Genomic DNA, 23,189 nt, shown 5'->3' with positions numbered 1-23,189 from the left:
TAACCATGTCAACCCCCGTGGCACTGTGAGACCACCGACCTGGGAAACGTCAGCCGCAGGGCCGCGGCGCCGGCCGACGCCCGGCCACGTAGGCCGCAGGCGGAACCCCCATGAGGTGCCTGAACTCGGCCGTCATGTGCGACTGGTCGTAGTACCCGACAGCCGTCGCGACATCCGCCCACCGTCCGTGCGGCGCCGTCGCGAGCACCGCCCGAACCCGCCGGATCCGCGCGAAGTGCTTGGGCGAAAGACCAACGGAGTCGGTGAACAACGTCCGCAACCGACGTTCACTGATGTGCAGCCGCCGAGCCGTGTCCGCCACGGTCACCCGGGAGAGCAGGTCAGCAGCCGACGCGACCAGGTCGTCCCCAACCGCCCGACCGGCAAGCGCCGCGACGAGGACCCCGACCGGATCGTCCAGGAGCCGACCGACGTCGACGCCGGGTAACTGCCGCAGGGGTACGACGCGATCGGCAAGATCCCGCAGCGGACGCCCGAGCACGGCCTGACCACTCCCGGGCCGAAGCCGAATCCGCAGGCAGGAGGGCCCGGTTTCGCTCAAGTGGTAGGCGGCGCGGGTCCGAGGCCCCATCACCACGACCTCAGGCCGAGGAACAGTCCGCACGACAAGCGTCGCGGCATGGTCAGGCACATCGACGACCTCCGCACCCAGCGCTGCGGCCTCGTCGATCCCAACCACCCACGGCCGAAGTTCGGACGGCACAAGAAGCGGCCCCACAAGCCCACAGTAGCCGCGGTCACCGACAACACCCTGTGCCGAAAGTTCCTATAGGACGGCGCCAGCTGGCCGCGACAGTTCACCCATGATCCTCGTAACCGGCGCGACAGGCACGATCGGCAGCCAGGTAGTGCGACTGCTCTCCCAACAAGGCGTGCCGTACCGCGCCATGTCCCGCACCCGAACCGGCCCGAACTACGTGAACGCCGACTTCACCGACCCAGCATCGTTGTCGGCCGCCACAGCAGGCGTGGACGCGATCTTCCTGGTGACAACACCCCCAACTCCAACCCCAGACCACGACCTGGCCCTGCTGGAAGCGGCCAAGGGCGTGCCCAAGGTGGTCAAACTGTCCGCCAACGGCACCGGCGAGCGATTCGGAGGCGAGGTGATGGGCGCCTGGCACCTGGTCGCCGAACAGGCGCTGGAGGCAAGCGACCTGGCGTGGACCATCCTCCGCCCGACCAGCTTCGCGTCGAACTTCCTCGCCTACTCCCTCACCGACCCGATCCCGGACATGCTGGGCCCGGCCCAACAAGCGGTGGTCGACCCCCGAGACGTGGCGGCGGTAGCCGTGGAGGCACTGCTGACCAACGCCCACGCCGGCCACCGATACGACCTGACCGGCCCGGACCTGCTCACCTTCGCGGACCAGGCCAAGACCCTCGAGCGAGTACTGAACCACCCGATCACGACGGTAGACGTCGACGCAGGCCAGACCCTCCAGGCGACGGGCATGCCCCCAGAAGCGATCCAAGCGGTGACGACGGGCGTGGCCTGGGCCCGAGCAGGCGGGGCAGCCTACGTGACCTCGCACGTCCCGACCATCCTGAACCGCCCGGCCAAGACGTTCGAACAGTGGGCCACCGACCACCAAGATGCCTTTACCACGATGCGGTGACACCCCGGTCTCGACAGCCGCTAGGCTGTCGGACAGCGCCCTCGTAGCTCAGGGGATAGAGCGTCCGCCTCCTAAGCGGCAGGTCGCAGGTTCGAATCCTGCCGGGGGCACGTACAGCATCCGCACGAGGAGCGTCTGGTAGCTGACCAGGCGTTTCTTGTGCGTTGTCCATGGTGTTGATGATCCTTTCTGCCGCTTCGGCGATGGTGTAGAAGTCGTCGGCTGGGAGCCTGATGGTGATCGTGGCGTCGTCACTGTCCGGGTGCAAGCGGATCGTCAGGTGAGTGATCTCGAACAGTCCCCGGAGTAGCTGCTCGGGCGCCTCGGTGAGGTTGAGCGTCAGGTACGGCAGAGCGTCGAGCAGGTCGACGTCATCGGCGGTCGGTCGGGGCGGACCGGCTTGCTCGGCGGCGTCCAGTTCGGCGATGGCCGCGAGGGCGGCGCGGCGTTCGGCTTCGAGGTCGTTGTAGGTCTGCCGCAGGCCTTGGCCGAACGGGTCGTCGGGTGCGCAGTCCTGGGCTTGACGCATGACGTTGTCCTGCCGGCGGGCGAGATCGGCGAGAGTGCGTTGGAGCCGCTCTCGTTCGGCCTCTCGCTGCCGAGTCTCGCGGTCATCGGTACTCGCGAGATTGGCCGCGAACAGCTCTCGGCGGTGCGGGCCGAACACTCGGGTGATGTAGACGTGCGAGACGGCGTCGAGAATCTCGTCCTCTCGGATGTAGGCGGCCTTCTCGTGCCCCGCGTGCTTGTCGGGGCGTCCGCGGTTGTTGGAGGCGGGGTTGCACATGTAGTAGGTGGAGTTGTGGCGGTGGTTGCCGTACATCCTCCGTCCGCAGTCGTGGAAGACCATGCTGCGCAGCACGTACGTACGACGGGTCTTGGGGTGGGTGTTGGGGGCGTTGCCGTCGCGGGAGCCGCGTTTGGCTTTGCGGCGGGCGGTGAGTTCGTCGTACATCCACTTCGGGATCAACGGCTCGTGCACCGGCTCTGCCGACCAGACCCAGAACGCCGGATCGTTGACCTTGCCTCGGCGAGAGCGGGTGGCACGCTTGTTGAACACCTGGTAGCCGGTGTACTTGGGGTTGACCAGGATCTCGTACACGCTGGTCTTGCCCCACGCACCCCGCGCCCGCGTCCTGCCGGGCGGTTCGGGTGGCGGGTACTTGGCCGGTTCGGCGTTGAGCCGGTCGGCGATCGTGTCGTAGCCCAGGTTCTCGTGGTAGCGCCACAACGCGATCTGAGTGACCGTCTCCCCACGCACCCCGTCCGGCTCCAGCCGAGCCTTGGTCTGGCCCTTGGCGGCCTTCATCGGGTTGGGATGCCGGAAGGTCTTGGCCCGGTACCCGTACGGTGGTTTGCCGATGTTCCAGCCGTCACGCACGTGGGTGCACAGGCCGCCCCAGGACTGTTCTCCGGTGTTGTAGGCCTCGTGTTCGGCCACCGCCTGGTTGATCCGCCGTAGCAGGATCCGCTGCGCTCGCGACCCGTCCAGGGTGATCGGCTCGTTCGCGGCAAACAAGGGCACATCGGCGCGTTCCAGATCCCGCTCGATCGACAGCCCTTCAAAGGCGCGGCGGGCGACCCGGGAGATGCTCTCGCAGATCACCACGTCGAACCGCCGCTTCGGGTGCGCCGCTTCGGCCAGCAGGTCAGTGATGCCGCCGTCGCGGGGGATGGGGATGTTGAACTTCTCGTAGCCGGTCTTGCGGCCGCGTTGGTCGAGTTCGAGGCGGCCGGACTCGACGTCGTAGAAGTGGGCCACGATCACCCAGGCTTCGGGCAGGGCGTTCTTGACGTTGTGGACCTGCCGCATCACCGACTGACGCGGGTCTTGGAGGTCCTCGGTGGAGGTGCGGCACAGCACCGCGACCCGGACTTCTCCGCCGAGCAGTTGGCCCAGCAGCGCTGAGCGCATGCCCAGCGGGGAGACCGCGTAGTCGGACAGTCCGGATGGGCCGGTCGCCGGCACCGGCGGCTTGGGTAACGAGCCTCGTCGGAGCGCGGGCGGCGGCGGGTCCGTGTGTGGGTCACGCGGGTCATGCGGGTGTGTCATCGGTATCACCATCCTCACCAGAATCAGCCGAAGAATCGGTTTCGGATTTCTTTTGCTCGTCGTGTGCCCATTGGAGCAGGTCCCGAACGATCTCAGAGAGTTTTTCGCGTAATCGGTCGCCTTCTGGTCCGCCGATCCACTCAACTTCGCTCCAGTAGCGGCGATCGGTGCCGCGTTTGCGCGGTTGATCATACCACTGCGCTGGGTCGTCTGAGCCGGTTTCTGGCTGAGGTGTCGGCAGTCCCGCGATGTCGTCATCCGGCGCTGGGCGCGGCGATGGAATTACAAAATCTGACGCGTCGCCGCTGCTCTGGCGATTGCCTGGGTCGTTTTCCGATGCGAGATCGGATCCCATTGTCCTTCCCCCCACATTCCTTGTCTCTCGGTGCGCTGTGGAGGGGAACACCCAGGAAAGCCCTCCGCGTATGCGCGTTCTCTTCGGTTGTGGCGGGGAAGCCAGCGCGAGACAGGTAGCCAACAGGGGGGAGGATTGGCTACCGCGCCGGCACCCCACGTTAGACCCACGGTAACACCAACACGGCCCCGGTTGCAGGGGCACATGCGCGGTCACGAGCCGTGACAGACTCCATGACGGGCCAATTCGGAAAGGGACAACATCGGACAAGAACCGTTGTGGTGCAACCATAGTTGTTGCTGCGATTGCTGATGTCCGGTGTGGTGCGGGCACATCACTGTGGCGCGTTGTGGGAATCTCACCCCACACCGATCGGCGCGGAGTTCAGTCGAACATGACTATTTCCTGGAAATTTCCAGCATTGTTCCGTGGTGATTTCCAGTGGCGTGGGGCGTACGACGACGATCCCGCAGTAGGCGGCGAGGATCCGGCCGTGCCCGGCACCGATGTGCTCATGGTTCGACGTAGACCCGTACCGCAGTACCGGATTACTGCTAGCTGGGGCAGGTGACAGTATCGGCGCGGCGTTCGATGAGGACGGTGTCGTGCCAGGTGCCGCCCTGTTGGGCGATGCGTTCGCGGATGCCGACGGTGCGGTAGCCGGCTTGGTGGTGCAGTGCGATGCTGGCGCGGTTCTCGGTGAAGATCGCGGTTTGCAGGGTCCACAACCCGGCGGCGTCGGCGGCGATGACTTGTTGGCGGATAAGGGCTTTGCCGATCCCCTGGCCGCGATGGTGCTCGGCGACGTAGATGGAGCTTTCCGCGACGCCTGAGTAGCACTCCCGTGTGGACACGGGTGACAAGGCGGTCCAGCCGACGACCTGGCCGTCACGTTCGGCGACCCAGCGGTGGTCGGGCAGCCAGCGGGCGTCCAGGCTGGCGCGGCTGGGCACGGCGGTCTCGAAGGTCGCGACGCCCGTGGCGATGCCCTCGGCGTAGATGCGGCGCACTGCCGGCCAGTCCTCGTCGCGCAGGGCGCGGACGGTGACGTCGGTCGGCACGTCTTCAGGGCAACACGGGCGGGGTGCGAGCAGGCCCATGACGGCGTCGGCGGCGTGTGGGAGGCCGACGCAGCAGGCTTGGTTGACGGTGACGCGGGTGCTGGTGCCTTCCTTGTGTAGCAGCAGGAACCCGACGTCGGCGAGCTTGCGGACGTGGTGGGAGCACGTGGACTGGCTGATGCCCAGCAACTCCGTGAGCGCGCCGACGCTGAGGCCTCCGGGGCTGGTGGCGACCGCGTGCAGGAGCCGGACGCGGGTGGGTTCGGACAGGCAGGCGAACCACTCGGCGTAGGTGGCGGCCTCGGCGTCCGGAAGCACAGCGGCCCGGAGCACGGGCGGGCTGGTCGTCATGCCGGCCACTATATCGGTCTCCATCGATGGTTGCCTACATCGACATTCATCGATACTCTCACCATTCAATCGAGCTGGATCGATGGAAGGGGTTGGTGATGTCGGAGTATCCCGTGGTGGTGGTTGGTGCCGGGCCGGTGGGGTTGGCGGCGGCGGCCCAGCTGGTGGAGCGAGGGGTGGAGCCGCTGGTGGTGGAGCGGACAGATCGGGCGGGGGCGGCGGTGGCCGAGTGGCATCACGTCCGGTTGTTCTCGCCGTGGTCGGAGCTGGTGGCCCCGGCGGCCGGGCGGCTGCTGGAGCCGACCGGTTGGCAGCGCCCGGACGGCGAGACGTATCCGACCGGGGCAGAGTGGGCCGACCGGTACCTGCACCCCCTCGCGGATGTCCTCGGTGAGCGGGTTCGGGTCGGTGTCGAGGTGGTGGGGGTGGCGCGGCGGGGGCGGGACCGGGTGGTGGACGCCGGGCGGGACACCGAGCCGCTGACCGTGCACGTTCGGCACCGGGACGGGCGGGAAGAGCGGATCACCGCCCAGGCGGTGGTGGACGCGTCGGGCACATGGGGTGGGCCGAACCCGCTCGGCGGCGACGGGCTACCCGCGCTCGGCGAATGGGCCGCGGCGGACCGGATCACCTACCGGGTGCCGAACCTGGCCGACCCGCAGGTGCGAGCCCGGTACGCGGGTCGGCATGTCGCGGTGGTCGGCAGCGGGCACTCGGCACTGACCGCCCTGGTCGCGCTCGCCGACCTCGCGGAGCAGGGCACCCGGATCAGCTGGGTGCTGCGGCGGGGCGTGGTCGGGGCGGTGTTCGGTGGCGGGGAGGCGGACCAGCTGCCGGCGCGGGGCGCGCTGGGCCAGCGGGCGAAGGCTGCTGCCGCCGCTGGGCACGTGACCACGGTGACCGGGTTCCGCACCGAGGCCGTCGACCGTCGCATGGACGGGCGGCTGACGCTCGTGTCCGGTGCCGATCGGGTGTCTGGTGTGGACGAGGTGGTGGTGCTGACCGGGTTCCGGCCGGACCTGTCCTGGCTCTCGGAGCTGCGGCTCGACCTCGACCCCACCCTGGAGGCACCGGTGACGCTGGCGCCGTTGATCGACCCGAACGTGCACTCCTGCGGCACCGTCTATCCCCACGGCGTCAAGGAGCTGGCGCACCCGGAGCCGGGCGTCTACCTGGCGGGGATGAAGAGCTACGGCCGCGCCCCGACGTTCCTCGCGATGACCGGCTACGAGCAGGTCCGCTCCATCGCCGCCGCGCTCGCCGGGGACCGGGAGTCGGCGGAACGGGTGGAGCTGGTGTTGCCGGAAACCGGCGTGTGCGGCGGCTCCGGCGTGTTCGACCAGCCAGCCGACACGGTGGGTGGTTGCTGTGGTCCGACCGGCGGGGTGGAGACGCTCACCCTGGCCGCGCCACCGACGCGATGACCCGCGACGCGACCACGCTGGCCGACGCCGAGAGGGTGGTGTCGCGGGGCGGGCGGCGGGTCGCGCTGGCGACCTTGTGTGCCACGCAGATCACCAGCTGGGGTGTGCTGTTCTACGCCTTCCCGGTGCTCGCCGGCGACATCACTGCGGCCACCGGGTGGCCGGCGGCGGCGATCACCGGAGCGTTGTCAGCCAGCCAACTGGTGGCCGCGCTGGTCGGGATCCCGGGGGGCGGTGGCTGGACCGGCACGGCCCGCGCGGGGTGATGACCGCCGGCTCGATCATCGCGGTACCCGCGCTGATCGTCGTCGCGACCACGCAGCACCTCGTGTGGTTCTTCGCCGGGTGGCTGGGGGTCGGGGTGGCGATGGGCGCGGTGTTGTATCCACCCGCGTTCGCCGCGCTGACCCGCTGGCACGGCCCCAACCCCGTCCGCGCGCTCACCGTCCTGACCCTGGCCGGTGGGTTGGCCAGCACGGTGTTCGCGCCGGAGACCGCCGCGCTAGCCACCCGCATGGACTGGCGGGCCACCTATCTGGTGCTCGTCGGGGTTCTGACGGTGGTCACCATCCCGGCCCACTGGTTCGGGCTGCGCCTGCCCTGGCCACCCCGCCCCCACCCCGACCCTGGCGGTGAGACGCTGGATGCCGATCCGCGTCGAACCGCCCGCAGCAGGGCGTTCCTCGCGCTCGCGGTGGCGCTCGGCCTGGCCGGGTTGGCGACGTTCGCCGCAGTGATCAACCTCGTGCCGCTCCTCGTGGAACGCGGGGTCAGCACCCAGCTGGCGGCGGTCGCGCTCGGGCTCGGCGGCGCCGGCCAAGTCGTGGCGCGGCTCGGGTACGCCGCGCTCGTCCGCCACACGTCTGTGTTGGCCCGCACTGCGGGAATCCTGCTCGCGCTCGCGGCCACCACCGCCGTGCTCGGCGTGCTCACCACCGGACTCGCGCTGGTCGCCGGAGCGGTCGCGGCGGGAATGGCGCGTGGCGTGTTCACCCTGGTACAGGCCACCGCCGTGACCGACCGGTGGGGCCACCGCCACTACGGCCACCTCACCGGACTGCTGTCAGCCCCGCTGACCATCACCATGGCCGCCGCCCCCTTCGCCGGGGCCGCGCTGGCCGCCGTGTTCGGCAGCTACGCCACCAGTTTCCTCGTCCTCGGCGCGCTCGCCGCCGTCGCCCTGTCCTTCCTCACCATCCCCACAACAGAAAGCACATCCTGATGAACGACATCGACGCACTGGTGATCGGCGGCGGACAGGCGGGTCTCGCCGCCGCCCACGCCCTGCGCCAAGCCGGCCGCGCCCCGGTGATCCTTGAAGCCGGGGAGGAGCCGGTCGGGTCCTGGCCCTCCTACTACGACAGCCTCACCCTGTTCTCCCCCGCCCGCTACAGCTCCCTGCCCGGCATGCCGTTCCCCGGCGACCCGGACTGCTACCCGCACCGCGACGAGGTCATCGACTACCTCCGCCGCTACGCCAAGCACCTCGCCGACGAGCGTGATATGGACATTCGCACCGGCCATCGGGTCACCGCTGTCCGCCACCACGACAACCAGGACAGCCCGTTCGAGGTCGACGTCCAGGACGGCCCCACCCTGACCACACCACTCGTGATCGCGGCATCGGGCGCCTTCACCGAGCCGCACCGACCCGCGTTACCCGGCCTGGACAGGTTCACCGGGACCGTGCTGCACTCCGCCAACTACCGCGAACCAGGCCCGTTCGCTGGGCAGCGGGTGATCGTGGTCGGCGCGGCGAACACCGCCGTGCAGGTCGGCTACGAGCTGGCCACGGTCGCCACCGTCACGATCGCCACCCGCAAACCCATCCGGTTCGCGCCCCAACGTCCACTGGGACGCGACGTGCACTTCTGGTCGGTGATCTCCGGGTTCGACCACCTGCCGATCGGCCCGTGGTTGCGCACCAAACCGCACATGCCGGTCAACGACGACGGCCGCTACCGCCGCGCCATCACCGCCGGACGCCCCGACCAACGCCGGATCTTCACCACGCTCGACGGCGATCAGGTCGCCTGGCCGGACGGCGCCCGCGAACACGTCGACACCATCCTGCTCGCCACCGGCTACCAACCCGCGCTCTCCTACCTCCACCCAGAAGACCGCCACCAGCAACGCGGGCTCTCCACCGTCCACCCCGGACTCGGCTTCGTCGGCCTGGAATGGCAACGCAGCTTCGCCTCGGCCACCCTGCGCGGCGTCGGCCGCGACGCCCGCTACGTCGTCCACCACCTCACCCGCCAACACCCACGGCGATAACCCGACAACGCACTTCAAGCCGGCGTCGCCACCCCGCGTCCCTTCTGTCTGGTCCGGCCGAACCTTGCGGATGTCGTGTCGCTGAGCTGCGGCACGACAAGTAGGTCCGGACAGGGGCGCGGCGTGTTGTCCGGGGCAACTTTGCGGATTCGGCGCCAAACAGGCGCAGCGGGTGCCGACGCGGATTGTCTCGGCTTCGAAGTTCCTAGGTCAGCGCGGTGGACCCGAACGGTTGAGCGCCGAGTTTCCGTCGGTGAGCGCGCCCAATTTGTGTCAGTGATGTGGCCGGCTGGCCACCGGTGTCTTCGGGGTCTGCTGCTGTTGTAACGCGTTTCGGATGTCCGCTACTGCCTCCCGCGGTATGCGGCATCAACCGCAGCCTCGTAGTCGCGATGGAACTGCGCTGCGACCTGGTGCGCGCCCGCACCATGCCATACCGCGGTCTTGGAGAGGAGGGGGTGGAATCCCTCGGGGACCTCGGGCATGACGATGCCGTCGGCGTCGACGCTGGTGTGGATGATGCCGGGGAAGGCCGCAGGGTCGAGGGGAACCCTCGCCCACGGGTTGATGAACAGATGCAGCCCCTGGGCGAACGTCTCCCGGTAGCTGGCGGGCTGCCTCCCTACTGTGTAGACGAATTGGTGGGGCTCGATCGCGTCGGGTGAGTTGTCGTATGAGGTGCCGAACCGGACGAGTGCGGTGTCGGGGTGGCCGAGGCCCTGCTCGGTGCCGATGCGGTTGAACTTGGCGATGGTGTGCTGGTTGCTGAACAGCACCCCGGAAAGGTCGGCCGCCTCGGGTTGCCGGAACAGCGCGCTGGGGATCGTCTTGCCGTTGAACTCGTGGAGTTCGATCTCTTTCTGGGTAATGACGCGGTTGTCGGTGTTGTCGCGGCTGAGGGCTTGCGCGAGCCCGTAGAGGTAGTTGCCGACCAGGGCGTCGGGTTCGAACTGGGCGTGATCGTTGTGGAACGCGCCGACTGCGACCACGAACGGCAAGCCCTTGACGTGGGGTTGTTCCCAGTAGGGGCGGCCCTGGGCATCGCGGTGTATCAGTTTGCGCCGGATGGCCTTGGCGATCTGGAAGACGAACTGGCGGTCTGCGGCCGGTAGATCCGGGGGGAGCAGGTCCGGCGGAGTGTTGGCGTCGGGTGCCGTTCCCTGCGCGGGGTTGGTGGTGGTGACCTCGATCGCGACGGAGTGCTGGCCGCGCAGCACGTAGTCAGGGGCAGCCGCGCTGCGGTCGAGGTCGAGGTCCTTCTCTTCGAGGTAGGCGAATAGCGCCAGCTCGAGCACACGGGCGGAGAACCCACCGGTCTGGAACTCCCGGACGAAGCTGCCATCGACGTCGTGGAAGTTGGCGTAGACCTCGTTGATCAGCGCGCGGGCCGCCTCGTGGCCGGGTTGAAGGGCCGCGTGCCGGAACAGGGGATTGAGCTTGTCGACCGGGACGGTCGGGGCGAACAAGTCACGGGTTTTCTGCGGCATGGAGGGTTGTCTCCTGGCACTGATCGAGGCGGTGTAAGCAGCGACATTGACGACGGTCAGGCTGATGGCTGAGCAAGGCCGGTCGGACCTAGTTTTCGGATTCGGCGGAGCCGTCGGGAGCGTTTGGACTTTCGGTTGGCTCGTGGCCGAAGAGCTGCAAGCAGCGAGTTCCGAGTCTCGTGATGCCGTGTGCGTCGGTGTTCGCCATGCCGTCCCAGGTCCCGTCGCCCAAAGTACGCAACGCGCCGTGGCGAATGAGCGCGGCCAGCACCCCGTCAAGAAAGCCGTCGTAGTCGGGCAGCGCCAGTGCGAGATGGGTCCGTTCCCAACCGCGGTGTCCGCCAGGGTTGGACCACATCGATTTCGGAGGCTCCGGTTGCTCAGCGATCAGTTTCAGCACCACGACGTGTGGTGCTTCCAGGTCGTTCACCATCGAAGCCAGCAGCCTCGCTTCGTCAAGGTGGCTGTCGCTGCGCAGGCCATCGGCGAGGATCTGGCCGAGGGCCTGGATCTTGTCCTCCATCGAGGTCCGCGCCGCTGCTTCCAAGACCTGGGCGAGCAGTTCGAGGCGAGCGTCATGACCAACTGCCCGCTCCGCCAGGATGTCGAGGCCAACGTCCAGGAGGTCGGCGGCGTGTTCGAGCGACCGCGCCGCGCGGTCCCCGCGGCGCTCTCCTGCTCGGGTCCACACCTGTTGCAGATACTTGAGCACTGGTGCGCTGCCACCCACCAGCGTCGCCCCGACGGGGTTCGCACCAAGTGCGACACTCGCCAACGTGGCGAGCGCTCCGAGCGCAGCGTCTTGACCTGCCCCCGAAGCCGCCTTGCCCGATTTGCCACGCTTCGTCATCGTCACTCCTGTCCAGATTCGGCTAAAGGTCGCGGTGGCTAGTTTGCGGATGTTGTGGAGGCTGGGTTCAGTCGTCGAGCAGGGGCTGGAGGTTCGACCCGGCAGCGGAACCACCCCGGCCCCGTGGGTGGCCTCCAGGCGCTTGACCAGCGGCGCATCAACCGCGACCGCGTCCCGGTCGAGTCGTCGGCAAGGCGGGCGAAGTAGTCCGGGGCGTGCGAACGCGGCTTGCCGTCCTCGGCGGTCCAGAACAGCCAGAACGGCTGCGAGGCGACGCCGACCACGTCCGGATCGAAGTCCAGCACGATCAGCGTGTCACGCTCCACCCCAGGACTCGTAGCCGACCAGCGTGCTGGTCGTCGCAGTCCACCACCGGCCCGAGAGGTGGCGCTGGCCCTTGTACGAGGGGAACTTCCGCACCGGCCGGCACGACTCGAACGGCACCGACCAGGCCGCCGTCCACGGCAGGCGCTGCTCACCCTCGTCATCGGCGAACGCGACCTCGAACCGCTCCGCCGGGGGCGGCGCTCCACCAGGCACAAAGATCCAGATTCGGCACCGCGGCATTCTCCCGACGACACCCGACCCGACCGCCAGCGCCCCGCAAACTACCCCCGGACTCCGAACCAGTCCCCGAAACTACCTCCGGATACCGAAGGGTTCGGGTGGACACGACACCTTCCCCACCCATTGGGTGACTTGACGCCCGACATCCACTCAATCATCATTGAGTCAATGAACGTTGAGTGGTCCTCTGAGGTGGTGGCGCGGGCGCGGCTGCACGCGGCGCTGGGCGAGCCTGCCCGGCTGGCGATCGTCGATCGCCTGCTGCTCGGGGACGCCTCGCCCAGCGAGCTTGGCCGTGCCCTGGGAATCGGGAGCAACCTGCTCGCGCACCACGTGAAGCTGCTCGAACAGGCCGGTGTGATCGAGCGGTCCCGATCGGAGGGTGACCACCGCCGCACCTACCTCCGGCTGCGCCCCGCTGCGCTGGCCGGTCTCGTGCCGGCCGGTGTAGTGCGTGCGGCGCGTGTGGTGTTCGTGTGCACGCACAACTCGGCCCGCTCGCAGCTGGCCGCAGCGTTGTGGCGGCGTCGTAGTCAGGTGCCCGCTGCCTCTGCGGGCACCCAGCCCGCGGCGCGCGTGCATCCACTGGCGGTCGCCACCGCCCGCGAGCACGGCCTGTCACTGGCCCAGGCGCGCACCGCACACGTCCACGAGGTGCTTCAACCCGACGATCTGGTGGTCGCGGTGTGCGACAACGCCCACGAACACCTCCCCGACCACACCGGTGCGGACGCTGTCCGGCTGCACTGGTCGGTGCCCGACCCGGCCCCGGTCGGCACCGAGGACGCGTTCGACCGGGCCTTTCGTGATCTCGCCGACCGGGTCGACCGGCTGGCCCCCGCCGTCCAGACCGGAGGAAAGCCATGACTGACATCCACGACCCCACCCACCGCGATCTCAGCATCGACCAGCAGCTGGCGTTGAAGACCGCCGCCACCCGACTGCACGGCGAGTTCGACGGAGTGTTCGGCACCGAGACCATCGAACGGTTCCTGCACTCCAGCTACGACCAGTTCGCCGCCCACTCCACCATCCCCCGGTTCCTGCCCCTGCTCGCGGAACGGTTCGCCCGACAACGCCTGCACGCCCTAGCCCGCGTCGAAGGCCACCACACTGACGGGAAACCGACGGTGTTGTTCCTGTGCGTGCACAACGCCGGCCGCTCCCAAATGGCCATGGGCTTCTTCCAACACCTCGCCGATGACCGTGCGGTCGCCTGGTCCGGCGGCTCCGAACCCGGCTACGAGATCAACCCCGCCGCGATCGCGGCCATGGCCGAACGCGACATCGACATCTCCGGCGAGTTCCCCAAGCCCTGGACCGACGAGATCGTCCGCGCCGCCGATGTCGTGATCACCATGGGCTGCGGCGACGCCTGCCCGGTCTTCCCCAGCAAGCGCTACCTGGACTGGACCCTCGACGACCCCGCCGGCAAGAGCGTCGAGGACGTCCGCCCGGTCCGCGACGAGATCGAACGCCGTGTGCGCGGCCTCCTCGTCGAGCTGGGCGTCCCGGTCGCATGACCCGCAAACTCCTCGCCGAGTTCCTCGGCAGCGCGCTGCTCGCCGCACTGGTGATCGGCTCGGGCATCGCCGCGCAACGCCTCTCACCCAGCGACGTCGGCCTCCAGCTGTTGGAGAACGCCGCCGCCACAGCGGTCGGGCTCTACGCGATCATCCTCATCTTCGGCCCGGTCAGCGGCGGGCACTTCAACCCCGTCGTGTCACTGGTCGACGCGGCACTGGGTGGACTGCCCTGGCGCCACGCAATGGCCTACCTGCCCGCCCAGATCCTCGGCTGCGTGACGGGCGCGGTGCTGGCCAACGTAATGTTCACCCTCGATCCGGTCAGCATCGCCGCCACCCACCGCGCGACCGCGGCACACGGCGTGTCCGAAGTCGTGGCCACCGTGGGCCTGCTGCTGGTGATCTTCTCCCTGGTGCGATCCGGTCGCGTCGAGCGTGCTCCAGCTGCGGTGGGAGCGTTCATCGGCGCGGCGTACTGGTTCACCTCCTCCACCAGCTTCGCCAACCCCGCCATCACCATCGGCCGCATGTTCAGCGACACGTTCGCCGGCATCGCCCCAGCGTCGGTGCCGCTGTTCATCGCCATGCAGTTACTCGGCGGCGTGGTCGCCGTGGTCCTGGTTCGCGGGCTCTACCCCGACACCACCCCGAATCCGACGCCTGACGTTTCACTCCACCGAGCTGATCACCGCCTCGACGGTGTTGATGATGCGGTTCTACCGCACCCGGTCGCTGACACCGCCCCAGCACACGACTGACCCCCGGTGACACCTCACCGATAGCGAGGATTCACAGGCTCGGGCCACCTCGTTCGATGTCCTGGTGGATGTCAGTGTGGAGGGTGCGCTGGTGGTATTCGACGTCGGCTTGGAGTGACGGTTCGGGCTGACGTTCGAGCGTGGCGTGGTCCAGGGTTTGTTGGCGCTGCTTGAGCGTCTCCTGGATGCGGAGCTGCCGTTCGAGGGTGCGTTGCGTGTCGGGCATCGCATCGCGGAGTTGTCGTTCAGTGAGGAGTTCCTCGCGTCGGGTGCCGGCATCGAGGGCGGCGGTGTCGTAGCTAGCGATCCGCTCCCCCAGCCGGGTCAGCTCGTGTTGGTCAGTGTCGTGGGCGCGTTGCCGATCCTGGACATAGGTGGCTTCGGCGCGCTCCAGTTGCGGGCGGGCCTGCCGCCAGGCGCCGGGTCCGCCGAGCTGCTGTTGGAGTTCGGCGGCGTAGCGGGCCAGCTCGGCGACCTCGGCGTGGGCGCGTTCTTGGAGGGCGCGGTCGGCGGCGGCCTCGGCCTGGAGCTGTTCGCGGCGGCCGGGTTGCCACCAGCGGGTGCGTTCGGCGTCGATCTCCTTGCGTGCGGCGCGTTCGGCCGCGTCGGCGGCCTGGGTGCGGGCGTGCTGCCAGCGGCGTTCGATCTCTTCGAGCGTGCCCTGGCGTTCCGCGTTGACCCGCAACCGGTGCAGCTCGCTGTCCAGCTGGGTGACACGCGGGCCACGCCCGGCCGCCACAGCCTGTTCCCTCTCGCTGAGTTGTCGGCGGGCCTGCTCGGCGGCGGCCACCTCGCGGGCCTGGCGGCGTTCCGTGTCGCGGATAGCGTGCGTGAGTTGGGTGTCGGTGAGCCGGCTGTGCGGCCGGTTCTGCCACTGCGCTTCCAGCCGCAGCCGCTCCAGCCGCTCCTGGATCTGCCGTTCCCGGCGCTGTTCCAGGGTCTGCATGGCCTTCTGGTGGGACTCCGCCCGGAGTACCTCGACCCGCTCCGGTCCGAGTTGGGCCGTGAGGTCCCGGCGCTGGGCCTGGAGGGCTCGGTAGGTATCCCGGTCGTCGGCGACGCGCGCCGCCACGGACCGGCGAACCAGGTCTTGCCACTGCTGGCGCTGCTCGTCGGTGACCGTCACCGGCTCCCGTCCGGGCCGTGACCGTGGTTGGGAGCGGTCCGGCTGGGCCGTCGGGGCCGGCTCGGTGAAGTCCGGTGGGCGGACTGGTTCCGGTACTGGTGCCGATGGCACCGGTGCCACAGTCTCGGCGGTGGTACCGGTACCACTCACCGTTCCGGTACCGGTGGGGTCGGCGGGGGCCTGGGCGAGGTCGACGAGCACGGGGCGGTCGTTGGCGTTGTCGGCGGTTGCGGCGGCGCGTTCGGCGAGGGCGGCGATGACGCGGTCGGTGAGTTCTTGTTGGTTGCGGGGTGGGCCGTAGAAGAGTTCCTCGCGTTCGCCTTCCAACTCGGCGCGGGCCCCGAACAGCATGGCTTGGCCTTTGTCCCGCGAGAGGGACACGTACAGGCCGGGGTTGTCCATGCCAGGGCCATAGACCAGAACGCTGCCGTCGTTGCGGGTGCCGTCCGGGCGCTCCCACTGCCCGCTGACAGTCAAGCCTTCGGCCTTGTGAGCGGTGAGCGCGTAGCCCAACTCGAGCCCGCCTTGGGCGATGTAGCCGGGCGAGAGCACCGCACGAGATGGCTCCGCCTCGGTGTCGGCGGCCGGGTCGCGCCACGCCACCTCCACGCCCTCACCGGTGACGGCGGTGACCACACCCCGGTAGCCGTTGAGCACCATGTCGCCGGTGACGGCTTGTTGATGGCGATCGTTGCGGCGGATCAACACCAGATCACCGACATGGAACCGAGTCTCTCGCCCGCCGGGCAGCCGGAGGTTCGCACTGTCGCCGAGTTCGCCCCGGGCCTGCCGAACCGCCTGTGTCGCCTCGTTGATCCGCGCCACTTGCTCGTTGGTCGCGGCGAGCATCAACAGCCCAGCGGTCAGGGCGTGCGGATCAGGCGCCCCCTCGCGAAGCCGCAGCCAGGTCGACACCATCGCAGCCACCGCTTCGTCGGAGGTCTCGGTGGCTACGAGTTCCCCGAGGCGTGCCCAGGTGTGCAGGGCCTCGGCGTGTCGACCGTCGCGGAACGCCGCCAGCGCGTTGCGTTCGTCCGCTTGGCGCTGCCGGCGGTTGTCGGTCAACCGCGCCCCGCCGAGGAGCTGGTGGAGGTAGCCGAACATCGACCCCACACCCACACCCCGCAATTGCTGCGGGTCGCCGACTTCCACGATCTTCGTGCCCGCCTCGGCGGCGGCGGTGTAGAGCTTCGCGCGGTCACGGTCAGAGGTGAGGTTCGCTTCGTCCAACACGAGCACGTCGATGCCGGCGAAACCGTCGCGGTTGTCGATCCGCCACAGCCACTGCGCCACCGTCCGCGACACAATCCCCGACTCGGCCGCCAGATTCTGCGCGGCCACGGCAGCGGTCGCGGCCCCAGCCACCTTGTAGCCGGCGGCTTCCCACGCCACCCGCGCCGCGCGCATGAGCGTGGTCTTGCCGGTGCCGGGCGGCCCCTCGACCGCTTCGACGGCGCGACCGTTCGTGACCACGCGGTGCAGCACGTCGCGTTGCTCGGCAGAGAGCGGGAACCCTTGCGCGGTCTCCACCACGCCGAGGGCCAGGTCCACTGTCGCGGCCGGCACGCGGGCACGGTCCTGTACGTCGGCTGTGGGGTCGCTGGCGGCTGTGGCGGCGGCCAGGATGGTGCGCTCGGCGGCGGTCACATCCTTAGTGGTGTACAGCGTGCCGCCGGACATCTGATGCGCCCCGGCGAGCTGGGTGTGTGCGCCCGGTCCGGCCAATGCCTGGTCGACACCCGCGGTGGGGAGCGCCTGGAACGCAGGGTGGGCCAGTGCCAAGTCCGTCAGCCGCTCCACGTCCTCGATCTCGGCGCCGTGCGGGAGAGCGTCGGCGACAGCGGCAACGGCATCCAGGTGGGAGAAGCGGCGGGCGTGCGCGGTCAACCCGTGCTCGGGGTCGGTGAGTTTCGCGACCAGGTCGTCCAGACTGATGCCGAACCGGGCCTCCAACTCGTGGTTCGCCTCGACCGGTCCAGTTGTCATGCCGGACCGGTAGGCGGTCAGCACGCGGTCCATGAGCGTGTCCGGGTCCAGACCGCCCCGCACCGCGTCCGCCCGCCACAGGCCACGAAGGGTGGCGTCGCTTGCGGCGGTTGTCTCCGACTTCGCCGACCGGGATTCGCGGGTGAGTATGCGGGCCTCAGCGGCCGAGACGTCGGCGTTGCTGTAACCGAGTTGCTGGAGCACCGCGGAGACTTGTTGGCCGCGTTTGGAGAAGTACCGGATCGCCTCGTCCGGGATCTGCGCCACCTCCCACACCCCAGTCCGCGCAGAGCGGGTGAAGGTGATGCCCAACTGGTTGTGCAGGAACGCCCGAACCTGGGCCTGGGTGACCTTGTCGATCGCCGGGGCATGCCGCATCAGGTCCCGGCCACCGGCGGCCACAGTCAGCCAGGTGCCGTCCGGAGCTTTGGCCATGTTCGCGATGGTGATGTGCACATGCCAGTGGGGATCCCCGACCGCCGCGTCACCGACCGGGCGAGCCGCCCGGTGGGTCATCACCCATCCCGCAAACCCGGCAGTTTGCTCCTGGCGGGCTGCGTGGCCGTCGCCGTGCTTGCCGCGCCGCACGTAGGAGGTGCGACCTTCAACCCAGCCGAACGTGCGCTCAATCGCCGCCGTGTAGCTGGCCTCGACCTGGGCAACGAGGTCGTCGGGGAGGAACGCCAGCAACAGGCTCGCCGACTTGGGCAGAGTGATACCGATGTCGAACCCGACGATGCCGACCGGCACCCGACGCGGTGTCAGCTCGATCTTCGGTTGCCCGTTCTCGTCCAGCTCGGGTTTGCCGGCCTCGTCCACGACCGCTTGGGGCTCGTAGAGGTTGCTGTAGGTCGCGAGCAGGTCGACGTCCGGCCACACCTGCTCGGCCTCCAGGCCGGCGGTCTCGGCAAGCGCCAGGGCGTCGTCTACGCGCAGTAGTGCGGCGTCGCCGCGCCGGGCGACGGCCCGGACGGCGGTGTTGAAGGCTGAGCGTTGCTTGGGCTTGGCGAACATGTCGACGGGATCGTCCAGACCACGCTCGGCAGCCAACGCTTGCGCGGCGGCCACCAGCGGGCCTAACGGCACCTTCGCGTCGGCCGGGACGGCGAGTTTCGGCGCCACCAGTTGCTCGCCGGTGACCGGGTGCTTGCCGGCCATCAGCGAGCGCGCGAGGTCGTGTTGCTCGGTGGTCAGCTCCGCCCCGGCCGTCAGACCGTCCAGACCGAACTCGGGCAGGCCCCGGCCGATCCACCGCAACGGCCGCTCCCGTCCGTCCGCGTGATAACGGAACTGGACATCCGAGTCACAGCCGTGCTGGGTCAGACCCAGCCGGTAGTCGATCTGCTCGGCAGATCCCCCGTAGATCGCCGTCACATACGCCATAGCGCGTCCCCCCGAACGCGCGGAACACATCGCTCCTTCGTCCTCCCGACGAAGATCATTTCGGGTATCCCGCTAGGGATACCTTACCGGTGTGCGTTTAATGCGTCGAGGAATTATGGAGCTTTCTCGTGGAGAGCGTGGCGTGTTTTGTCTTAGGTTCGAATCGGGGGATTCGAATTGTAGCGTGATGTATGGGGCGAAGTGGTGTCGGACCCTGGGAAGGCTTCAAGGCCGGAAACCCTGCTGTTCAGTCGGACATCGAGAGTCCAGCCGGCTCGCAGCTCGGACAACGCGACCTAATAGCACGACATGGTGAGCGTGGGCTAGACGTGCCCACGGTGAGGGTTTGGCTGTTCACTCGCGTAACGATCAACGCGTAGCGCGCAGCCGTCGTGTCGGTTTGCGTTGCTACTGCGTGTGGGGTGAAGGCGTCATCGATTGGGCTGGGGCGAATGGACATCAAGACGTTTAGCAGGCGCGCCCGTGCGGGTGTAGTAGGCGGAGATCCGACCTCGCCAAACGGTGGTCTTCGGAGGGATGTGTACGCCGTTCGTTGGCGCGGAGGGAAGCTCGGTGCTGCTGTTGGCCGATGATTTCTTCTTCGTCGCACACGACTCGATCTCGATGAAGCGCCGGCTCGCCGACCGCGTCGTGCGGCTCGGCTTGGCGGGGGCGCTACTGGGTGAGCAGGTGCTGTTCCGTCGCATCAACGTGCGCGGTGAGCGGATCCGAGTGGTGGATCCGTCGCCGCCTCGGGATGCGTTGGCGCACACGGTTCTCGACCACCTGCTGGCCGAACCGGGGGTGACGTCGATGCGGGACTGGTTGCGGTTCTTCGCTCAGGACGCGTACGAAAAGGTGTTGCAGCGGTTGATCCGTGAAGGGCACGTCTACGTCCGGGAAGAACGTCGTTTCCTGAGGGTGATCACGGTGTTCGAGCCCACGATGACGACCCGCGCTGGCTGGCCGGAATCACGGTTGGCGAGTCGGTTAAGCGCGGGCGCGGCATTGGAACCACCGGATGTCGTGTTGGCCGGTCTGGTCGCGGCGACTGGCCTCGACACGTACGTCTTGGCCGACACGCCACCGCACGCCCGGCCGTACTTGCAGCGCGTGGTGAGCAGTCTGCCGCCGTCGTTGCGTGAGGTGGTGAACCAGACCGCTACTGCTGTTGGCGATGCAGTCCTCAACGCACGAACGTAACCCTTTCGCACCAACACTTTGAGGAGCTTGCTCATGTCTGCTGCAAGACAGTCCGCGCGGCCAAGCAATGTAGCGACGGCGTTGGCCGCGGACCGGCTTGGTGTGCCGGCGGTGGTCTTCTTTGTCATGTCCGCCGCCACACCCCTCACTGTCGTCGCTGGCGTTGTCACCACGGGCTATGCGGTCACTGGCATCACCGGGTTGCCGATCGCCTTCGTAGTGATCGGTGCGGTCCTGGCGTTGTTCTGTGTCGGCTATGTGTCGATGGCCCACCGGGTGGCCAACGCGGGGGCCTTCTACGCCTACATCTCGCAAGGGATCGGTCGCCCGGTCGGCGTGGCGGGTGCGTGGGTCGCGTTGGTCGCCTATAACGCGCTCCAGGTCGGGCTCTACGGCGCGATCGGTGCCGCCACCACTCCGCTGCTGAGCGCCTGGTTCGGGCTCGATGTGGCTTGGTGGGTGGTCGCTCTGATCGCCTGGGCGATCGTGGCCGTGCTCGGCCAGCTGCATGTCGATGTCAACGGGCGTGTGCTGGCCGTGCTGCTGGTTGCCGAGGTCGCGGTCATCGTGGTCTACAGCCTCGCCAACATCGCCAACCCGGCCGGCGGAACCATCACATTCGACACGCTGGACCCCACGGCCCTGTTCGCTCCTGGCGTCGGGGCAATCCTCGCGCTCGGCGTGCTCGGGTTCGTCGGGTTCGAAGGAGCAGTCGTCTATTCCGAAGAAGCACGCGACCCGCAGCGAACCATCCGGATCGCCAGTTACGTCGCGGTGGGCGTGATCGCCGGCCTGTACACGCTTGGCTCGTGGGCGATGAGCGTAGCGACTGGACCTGACCAGATCGTGGCCCAGTCGCAGGCTTCCAGCACCGAGCTGATCTTTCAGCTCGCCGGTACCCATCTCGGCGTTCTGATCGTGGATATCGGCCGGGTGCTGTTCGTGACCAGCGTGCTCGCCGCGATGATCAGCTTCCACAACACGACCGCGCGCTACGTGTTCGCGTTGGGCCGTGAAGGTGTCCTGCCGGTGGTTCTCGGGCGCACGTCGCCCCGCACCGGTTCGCCCTGGCTCGGGTCGGTCATCCAGAGTGTTGTGGGGCTTGTGGTCATCGTGCTGTACGCGGTCGCTGGCTGGGATCCGGTCGTCCAATTGTTCTTCTGGGGCGGCACTGCCGGCGGGCTCGGCGTGCTCTTCCTCATCGTGACAACCTCCGTCGCGATCGTCGTCTACTTCCTCCGCCAGCCGGCTGGGGAAACCGTGTGGCGGCGGCTCGTGGCCCCGGTCCTTGCCGCCGTTCTGCTGCTCATCGTGGTCGTGTTGGCGCTCGTCAACTTCGCCACGCTGCTTGGCGTCGACCCCACGTCGCCATTGCGCTGGGGTATCCCGCTCGCCTACCTCGTGATCGCCGTCCTCGGGGTGGTGTGGGCGCTCGCCCTGCGATACCGACGCCGCACGGTGTACGCGGCCATCGGCCTCGGCGCCAAGAGCGCCACCGCCACCCGCGCAGCCGACGACGCGGCTGATGTGCCCGCCAAGCCCGACTTCGACTGGACGGAGGACTCTCGATGACGCACCCCACGATTCACCGTGCGACCGCGAACGACGCAGCCCAAACCGCCGAGCTGATCGCCGACGCCTTCTTCACCCTGGATGCCACGGAGTGGCTCATCCCCGACGCTGGCGAACGCGCCCGGGTGCTGCCGGCCGATTTCGAGATCTACGTTGACCACGCCCTCACTCACGGCGAGATCCACCTCATCAAGCGCGCTGACGGCGAGCTGGTCGCAGCCGCCGTCTGGTTCGCTCAACCCACCGGCCCGCTCCCCGAACCGGACAACTACGAGGAACAGCTTGTGGCCGCGTGTGGGGCCTACGTCGACCGGTTCCGCACGCTGGATCGGCTGTTCGAGGACAATCACCCAAGCACCTACCCGCACCACCATCTCGCCTACCTCGCGACGCAGCCGGACCGGCAAAGGGGCGGACTGGGATCGGCACTGCTGCGGCATCACCACCGCCAGCTCGACCACTTCGGTACCCCGGCCTTCCTTCAGGCCAGCAGCGAGCAGGCACGCAAACTGTACGAACGCCACGGCTACGAATGCCTCGGCGACCCGTTCTACCTACCCGAAGGTCCCGCGTTCTGGCCGATGTGGAGAGAACCTCAGAGGGCGGAAACGGGCAGCGGCTCACGATGACCAGCCCGTCGTACCTGACGGGTATCCGCCGGTGTACGTGACCGGGTTACTCCCCCACCCGAGATCGACGCCGGCGCTCGGTGGTGGGACGCGCTACCCCCAACCCTTGAGTGCGTCCCACCACCGGCTCCCGTTCAGGGCAGGGCCTGCCACGTGGAGGATCAGAGCTTGAGGCCGATCCAGCGTGCGAAGCCGGAGAGTGTGTCGCTTCGGCGGTGTTCATGGTGGACGAGCACGCGGATCGTTTCGTGCACCATGGGGTGATACCGGGTCTGGCTGGGTGCGATCCGGCGAGCCTTCTGCAACGCCACAAGCGCCTGGCGCCGGTCACCGTGGTAGAGCTGGCCACGAGCGAGGTCGATCCAGTGATGACCGACCCGTTCACGTGGCGTGTCTGCGGGAAGCTCGAACTGGCTCGCGCGCTTGACTGCTTCCGTGCCATCGAGCATGTCGACGGCAAGCCCCACCGATCAGATGTTGACGTTGGTGGGGCCGAAGCAGAGCCGGTAGTCGTCGCGGTCAACGCCGATACGTGCGGCGGTCTCCCGTGCCTCGGCCAGGTGTGCGTCGGCCAAGTCGCGCTGGCCGGCGTGGGCCGCGGCCAGGCCCGACTTCAAGTGCAGGTTGCCCCAGGTGGCCAGGGTCGGTGCGTCGTCGTTGCCGAGTTGGTCCTCGATGCGTGACCGGCTGCTTTCCAACAGCCGCAGGGCCGATGACCAGTCGGCCGCGCTGATCAGTTCGCCGGCTCGTCGGTAGTCGCCGACCAGTACGGCCAGCTCGTCGCCGGACTGCGCGGCTGCCCACTCGTAACGGTCCACCGCAAGCGAGGAGAGGTCGGTGTAGCCCCAATGCCACTGATTTAGGTGGTGACAGGGCCGGTAGCCTGCCGTCTTGTGGATCTTGAGGCGGGCGGTGACGCGGGTCGGAGCTTGGTCGACCGG

Annotated in this window: 19 protein-coding genes, 1 tRNA gene and 3 pseudogenes; 12 read left to right on the top strand and 11 right to left on the bottom strand. The window is 68.4% G+C overall.

The window, feature by feature from the left end:
• Positions 1-49: 49 nt before the first annotated feature.
• Positions 50-502, bottom strand: a complete 453-nt coding sequence (locus CLV71_RS29175) for a helix-turn-helix domain-containing protein (protein WP_208297810.1) — start codon at positions 500-502, stop codon at positions 50-52.
• Between the two features lie 322 nt (positions 503-824).
• Between CLV71_RS29175 and CLV71_RS29170 the strand changes: the two genes are divergently transcribed.
• Positions 825-1,640 carry an NAD(P)H-binding protein gene (locus tag CLV71_RS29170; protein WP_133906094.1) on the top strand — a complete coding sequence of 272 codons (816 nt, stop codon included), beginning with the start codon at positions 825-827 and terminating at the stop codon, positions 1,638-1,640.
• A gap of 37 nt (positions 1,641-1,677) precedes the next feature.
• Positions 1,678-1,750: transfer RNA gene (locus tag CLV71_RS29165), tRNA-Arg, on the top strand.
• Positions 1,751-2,379: 629 nt separating this feature from the next.
• On the opposite strand, the pseudogene CLV71_RS50715 reads toward CLV71_RS29165, so the two are convergent.
• A pseudogene (locus CLV71_RS50715) lies at positions 2,380-3,246 on the bottom strand (recombinase family protein); the annotation flags it as partial.
• Between the two features lie 21 nt (positions 3,247-3,267).
• On the opposite strand from CLV71_RS50715, the gene CLV71_RS49525 reads away from it, so the two are divergent.
• Positions 3,268-3,549, top strand: a complete 282-nt coding sequence (locus tag CLV71_RS49525; RefSeq protein ID WP_243866781.1) for a hypothetical protein — start codon at positions 3,268-3,270, stop codon at positions 3,547-3,549.
• Positions 3,550-3,676: 127 nt separating this feature from the next.
• Here CLV71_RS49525 and CLV71_RS49520 read toward each other — a convergent pair whose 3' ends face one another.
• Positions 3,677-4,048, bottom strand: a complete 372-nt coding sequence (locus tag CLV71_RS49520; protein ID WP_243866780.1) for a hypothetical protein — start codon at positions 4,046-4,048, stop codon at positions 3,677-3,679.
• 554 nt (positions 4,049-4,602) lie between these two features.
• Positions 4,603-5,460 carry a helix-turn-helix domain-containing GNAT family N-acetyltransferase gene (locus CLV71_RS29150; protein ID WP_133906093.1) on the bottom strand — a complete coding sequence of 286 codons (858 nt, stop codon included), beginning with the start codon at positions 5,458-5,460 and terminating at the stop codon, positions 4,603-4,605.
• 98 nt (positions 5,461-5,558) lie between these two features.
• On the opposite strand from CLV71_RS29150, the gene CLV71_RS29145 reads away from it, so the two are divergent.
• The 3 genes and pseudogenes from CLV71_RS29145 (at position 5,559) to CLV71_RS29135 (ending at position 9,161) form a co-directional block, all read left to right on the top strand.
• Complete coding sequence (locus CLV71_RS29145) at positions 5,559-6,884, top strand: FAD-dependent oxidoreductase (RefSeq protein WP_133906092.1); 1,326 nt, start codon at positions 5,559-5,561, stop codon at positions 6,882-6,884.
• A pseudogene (locus CLV71_RS29140) lies at positions 6,881-8,106 on the top strand (MFS transporter). Before CLV71_RS29145 ends, CLV71_RS29140 begins: the two are co-directional and overlap by 4 nt.
• Positions 8,106-9,161 carry a flavin-containing monooxygenase gene (locus tag CLV71_RS29135; protein WP_133906091.1) on the top strand — a complete coding sequence of 352 codons (1,056 nt, stop codon included), beginning with the start codon at positions 8,106-8,108 and terminating at the stop codon, positions 9,159-9,161. Before CLV71_RS29140 ends, CLV71_RS29135 begins: the two are co-directional and overlap by 1 nt.
• A gap of 344 nt (positions 9,162-9,505) precedes the next feature.
• On the opposite strand, the gene CLV71_RS29130 is transcribed toward CLV71_RS29135, so the two are convergent.
• The 4 genes from CLV71_RS29130 to CLV71_RS48735 all read right to left on the bottom strand — a co-directional run bounded on the left by CLV71_RS29130 (position 9,506) and on the right by CLV71_RS48735 (position 12,038).
• Positions 9,506-10,648 (bottom strand): hypothetical protein, encoded by a 1,143-nt coding sequence (locus tag CLV71_RS29130; RefSeq protein WP_133906090.1) that lies wholly within the window; start codon positions 10,646-10,648, stop codon positions 9,506-9,508.
• A gap of 88 nt (positions 10,649-10,736) precedes the next feature.
• On the bottom strand, positions 10,737-11,498 hold the full coding sequence (locus CLV71_RS29125; RefSeq protein ID WP_133906089.1) for a hypothetical protein: 762 nt from the start codon (positions 11,496-11,498) through the stop codon (positions 10,737-10,739).
• 38 nt (positions 11,499-11,536) lie between these two features.
• Positions 11,537-11,824 carry a hypothetical protein gene (locus CLV71_RS48740; RefSeq protein ID WP_208297809.1) on the bottom strand — a complete coding sequence of 96 codons (288 nt, stop codon included), beginning with the start codon at positions 11,822-11,824 and terminating at the stop codon, positions 11,537-11,539.
• Positions 11,814-12,038 carry a hypothetical protein gene (locus CLV71_RS48735; protein ID WP_208297808.1) on the bottom strand — a complete coding sequence of 75 codons (225 nt, stop codon included), beginning with the start codon at positions 12,036-12,038 and terminating at the stop codon, positions 11,814-11,816. Before CLV71_RS48735 ends, CLV71_RS48740 begins: the two co-directional genes overlap by 11 nt.
• Before the next feature lie 195 nt (positions 12,039-12,233).
• On the opposite strand from CLV71_RS48735, the gene CLV71_RS29115 reads away from it, so the two are divergent.
• From CLV71_RS29115 to CLV71_RS29105, 3 genes are read left to right on the top strand one after another with little or no spacing between them, the layout of a single operon-like run.
• Positions 12,234-12,932, top strand: a complete 699-nt coding sequence (locus CLV71_RS29115; RefSeq protein WP_133906088.1) for an arsenate reductase/protein-tyrosine-phosphatase family protein — start codon at positions 12,234-12,236, stop codon at positions 12,930-12,932.
• On the top strand, positions 12,929-13,588 hold the full coding sequence (locus tag CLV71_RS29110; protein WP_133906087.1) for an arsenate reductase ArsC: 660 nt from the start codon (positions 12,929-12,931) through the stop codon (positions 13,586-13,588). Before CLV71_RS29115 ends, CLV71_RS29110 begins: the two co-directional genes overlap by 4 nt.
• Positions 13,585-14,349 (top strand): aquaporin, encoded by a 765-nt coding sequence (locus CLV71_RS29105; protein ID WP_133906086.1) that lies wholly within the window; start codon positions 13,585-13,587, stop codon positions 14,347-14,349. The genes CLV71_RS29110 and CLV71_RS29105 overlap by 4 nt, the downstream gene beginning before the upstream one ends.
• 31 nt (positions 14,350-14,380) lie before the next feature.
• On the opposite strand, the gene mobF is transcribed toward CLV71_RS29105, so the two are convergent.
• Positions 14,381-18,844, bottom strand: coding sequence for a MobF family relaxase (gene mobF / locus CLV71_RS29100; protein ID WP_166664303.1), 4,464 nt, complete (start codon positions 18,842-18,844; stop codon positions 14,381-14,383).
• A gap of 573 nt (positions 18,845-19,417) precedes the next feature.
• Here mobF and CLV71_RS29095 point away from each other — a divergent pair.
• From CLV71_RS29095 to CLV71_RS29085, 3 genes are read left to right on the top strand one after another with little or no spacing between them, the layout of a single operon-like run.
• Complete coding sequence (locus CLV71_RS29095; protein WP_166664302.1) at positions 19,418-20,047, top strand: GOLPH3/VPS74 family protein; 630 nt, start codon at positions 19,418-19,420, stop codon at positions 20,045-20,047.
• Between the two features lie 33 nt (positions 20,048-20,080).
• A complete protein-coding gene (locus tag CLV71_RS29090) occupies positions 20,081-21,619 on the top strand; it encodes an APC family permease (protein WP_133906083.1) in 1,539 nt (512 codons plus the stop codon).
• A complete protein-coding gene (locus tag CLV71_RS29085; protein ID WP_133906082.1) occupies positions 21,616-22,248 on the top strand; it encodes a GNAT family N-acetyltransferase in 633 nt (210 codons plus the stop codon). Before CLV71_RS29090 ends, CLV71_RS29085 begins: the two co-directional genes overlap by 4 nt.
• A gap of 161 nt (positions 22,249-22,409) precedes the next feature.
• On the opposite strand, the gene CLV71_RS29080 is transcribed toward CLV71_RS29085, so the two are convergent.
• Together CLV71_RS29080 and CLV71_RS47995 are read right to left on the bottom strand one after the other, a co-directional pair.
• Positions 22,410-22,715 (bottom strand): hypothetical protein, encoded by a 306-nt coding sequence (locus CLV71_RS29080; protein WP_133906081.1) that lies wholly within the window; start codon positions 22,713-22,715, stop codon positions 22,410-22,412.
• A gap of 3 nt (positions 22,716-22,718) precedes the next feature.
• Positions 22,719-23,189 (bottom strand): annotated as a pseudogene (locus CLV71_RS47995) (hypothetical protein); the annotation flags it as partial.

The organism is Actinophytocola oryzae (genome assembly GCF_004364325.1).
In the GTDB taxonomy this organism is placed as follows: domain Bacteria; phylum Actinomycetota; class Actinomycetes; order Mycobacteriales; family Pseudonocardiaceae; genus Actinophytocola; species Actinophytocola oryzae.
Note: the sequence above shows the minus strand (reverse complement) of the source record. Positions and strands in the feature narration are given on the sequence as shown.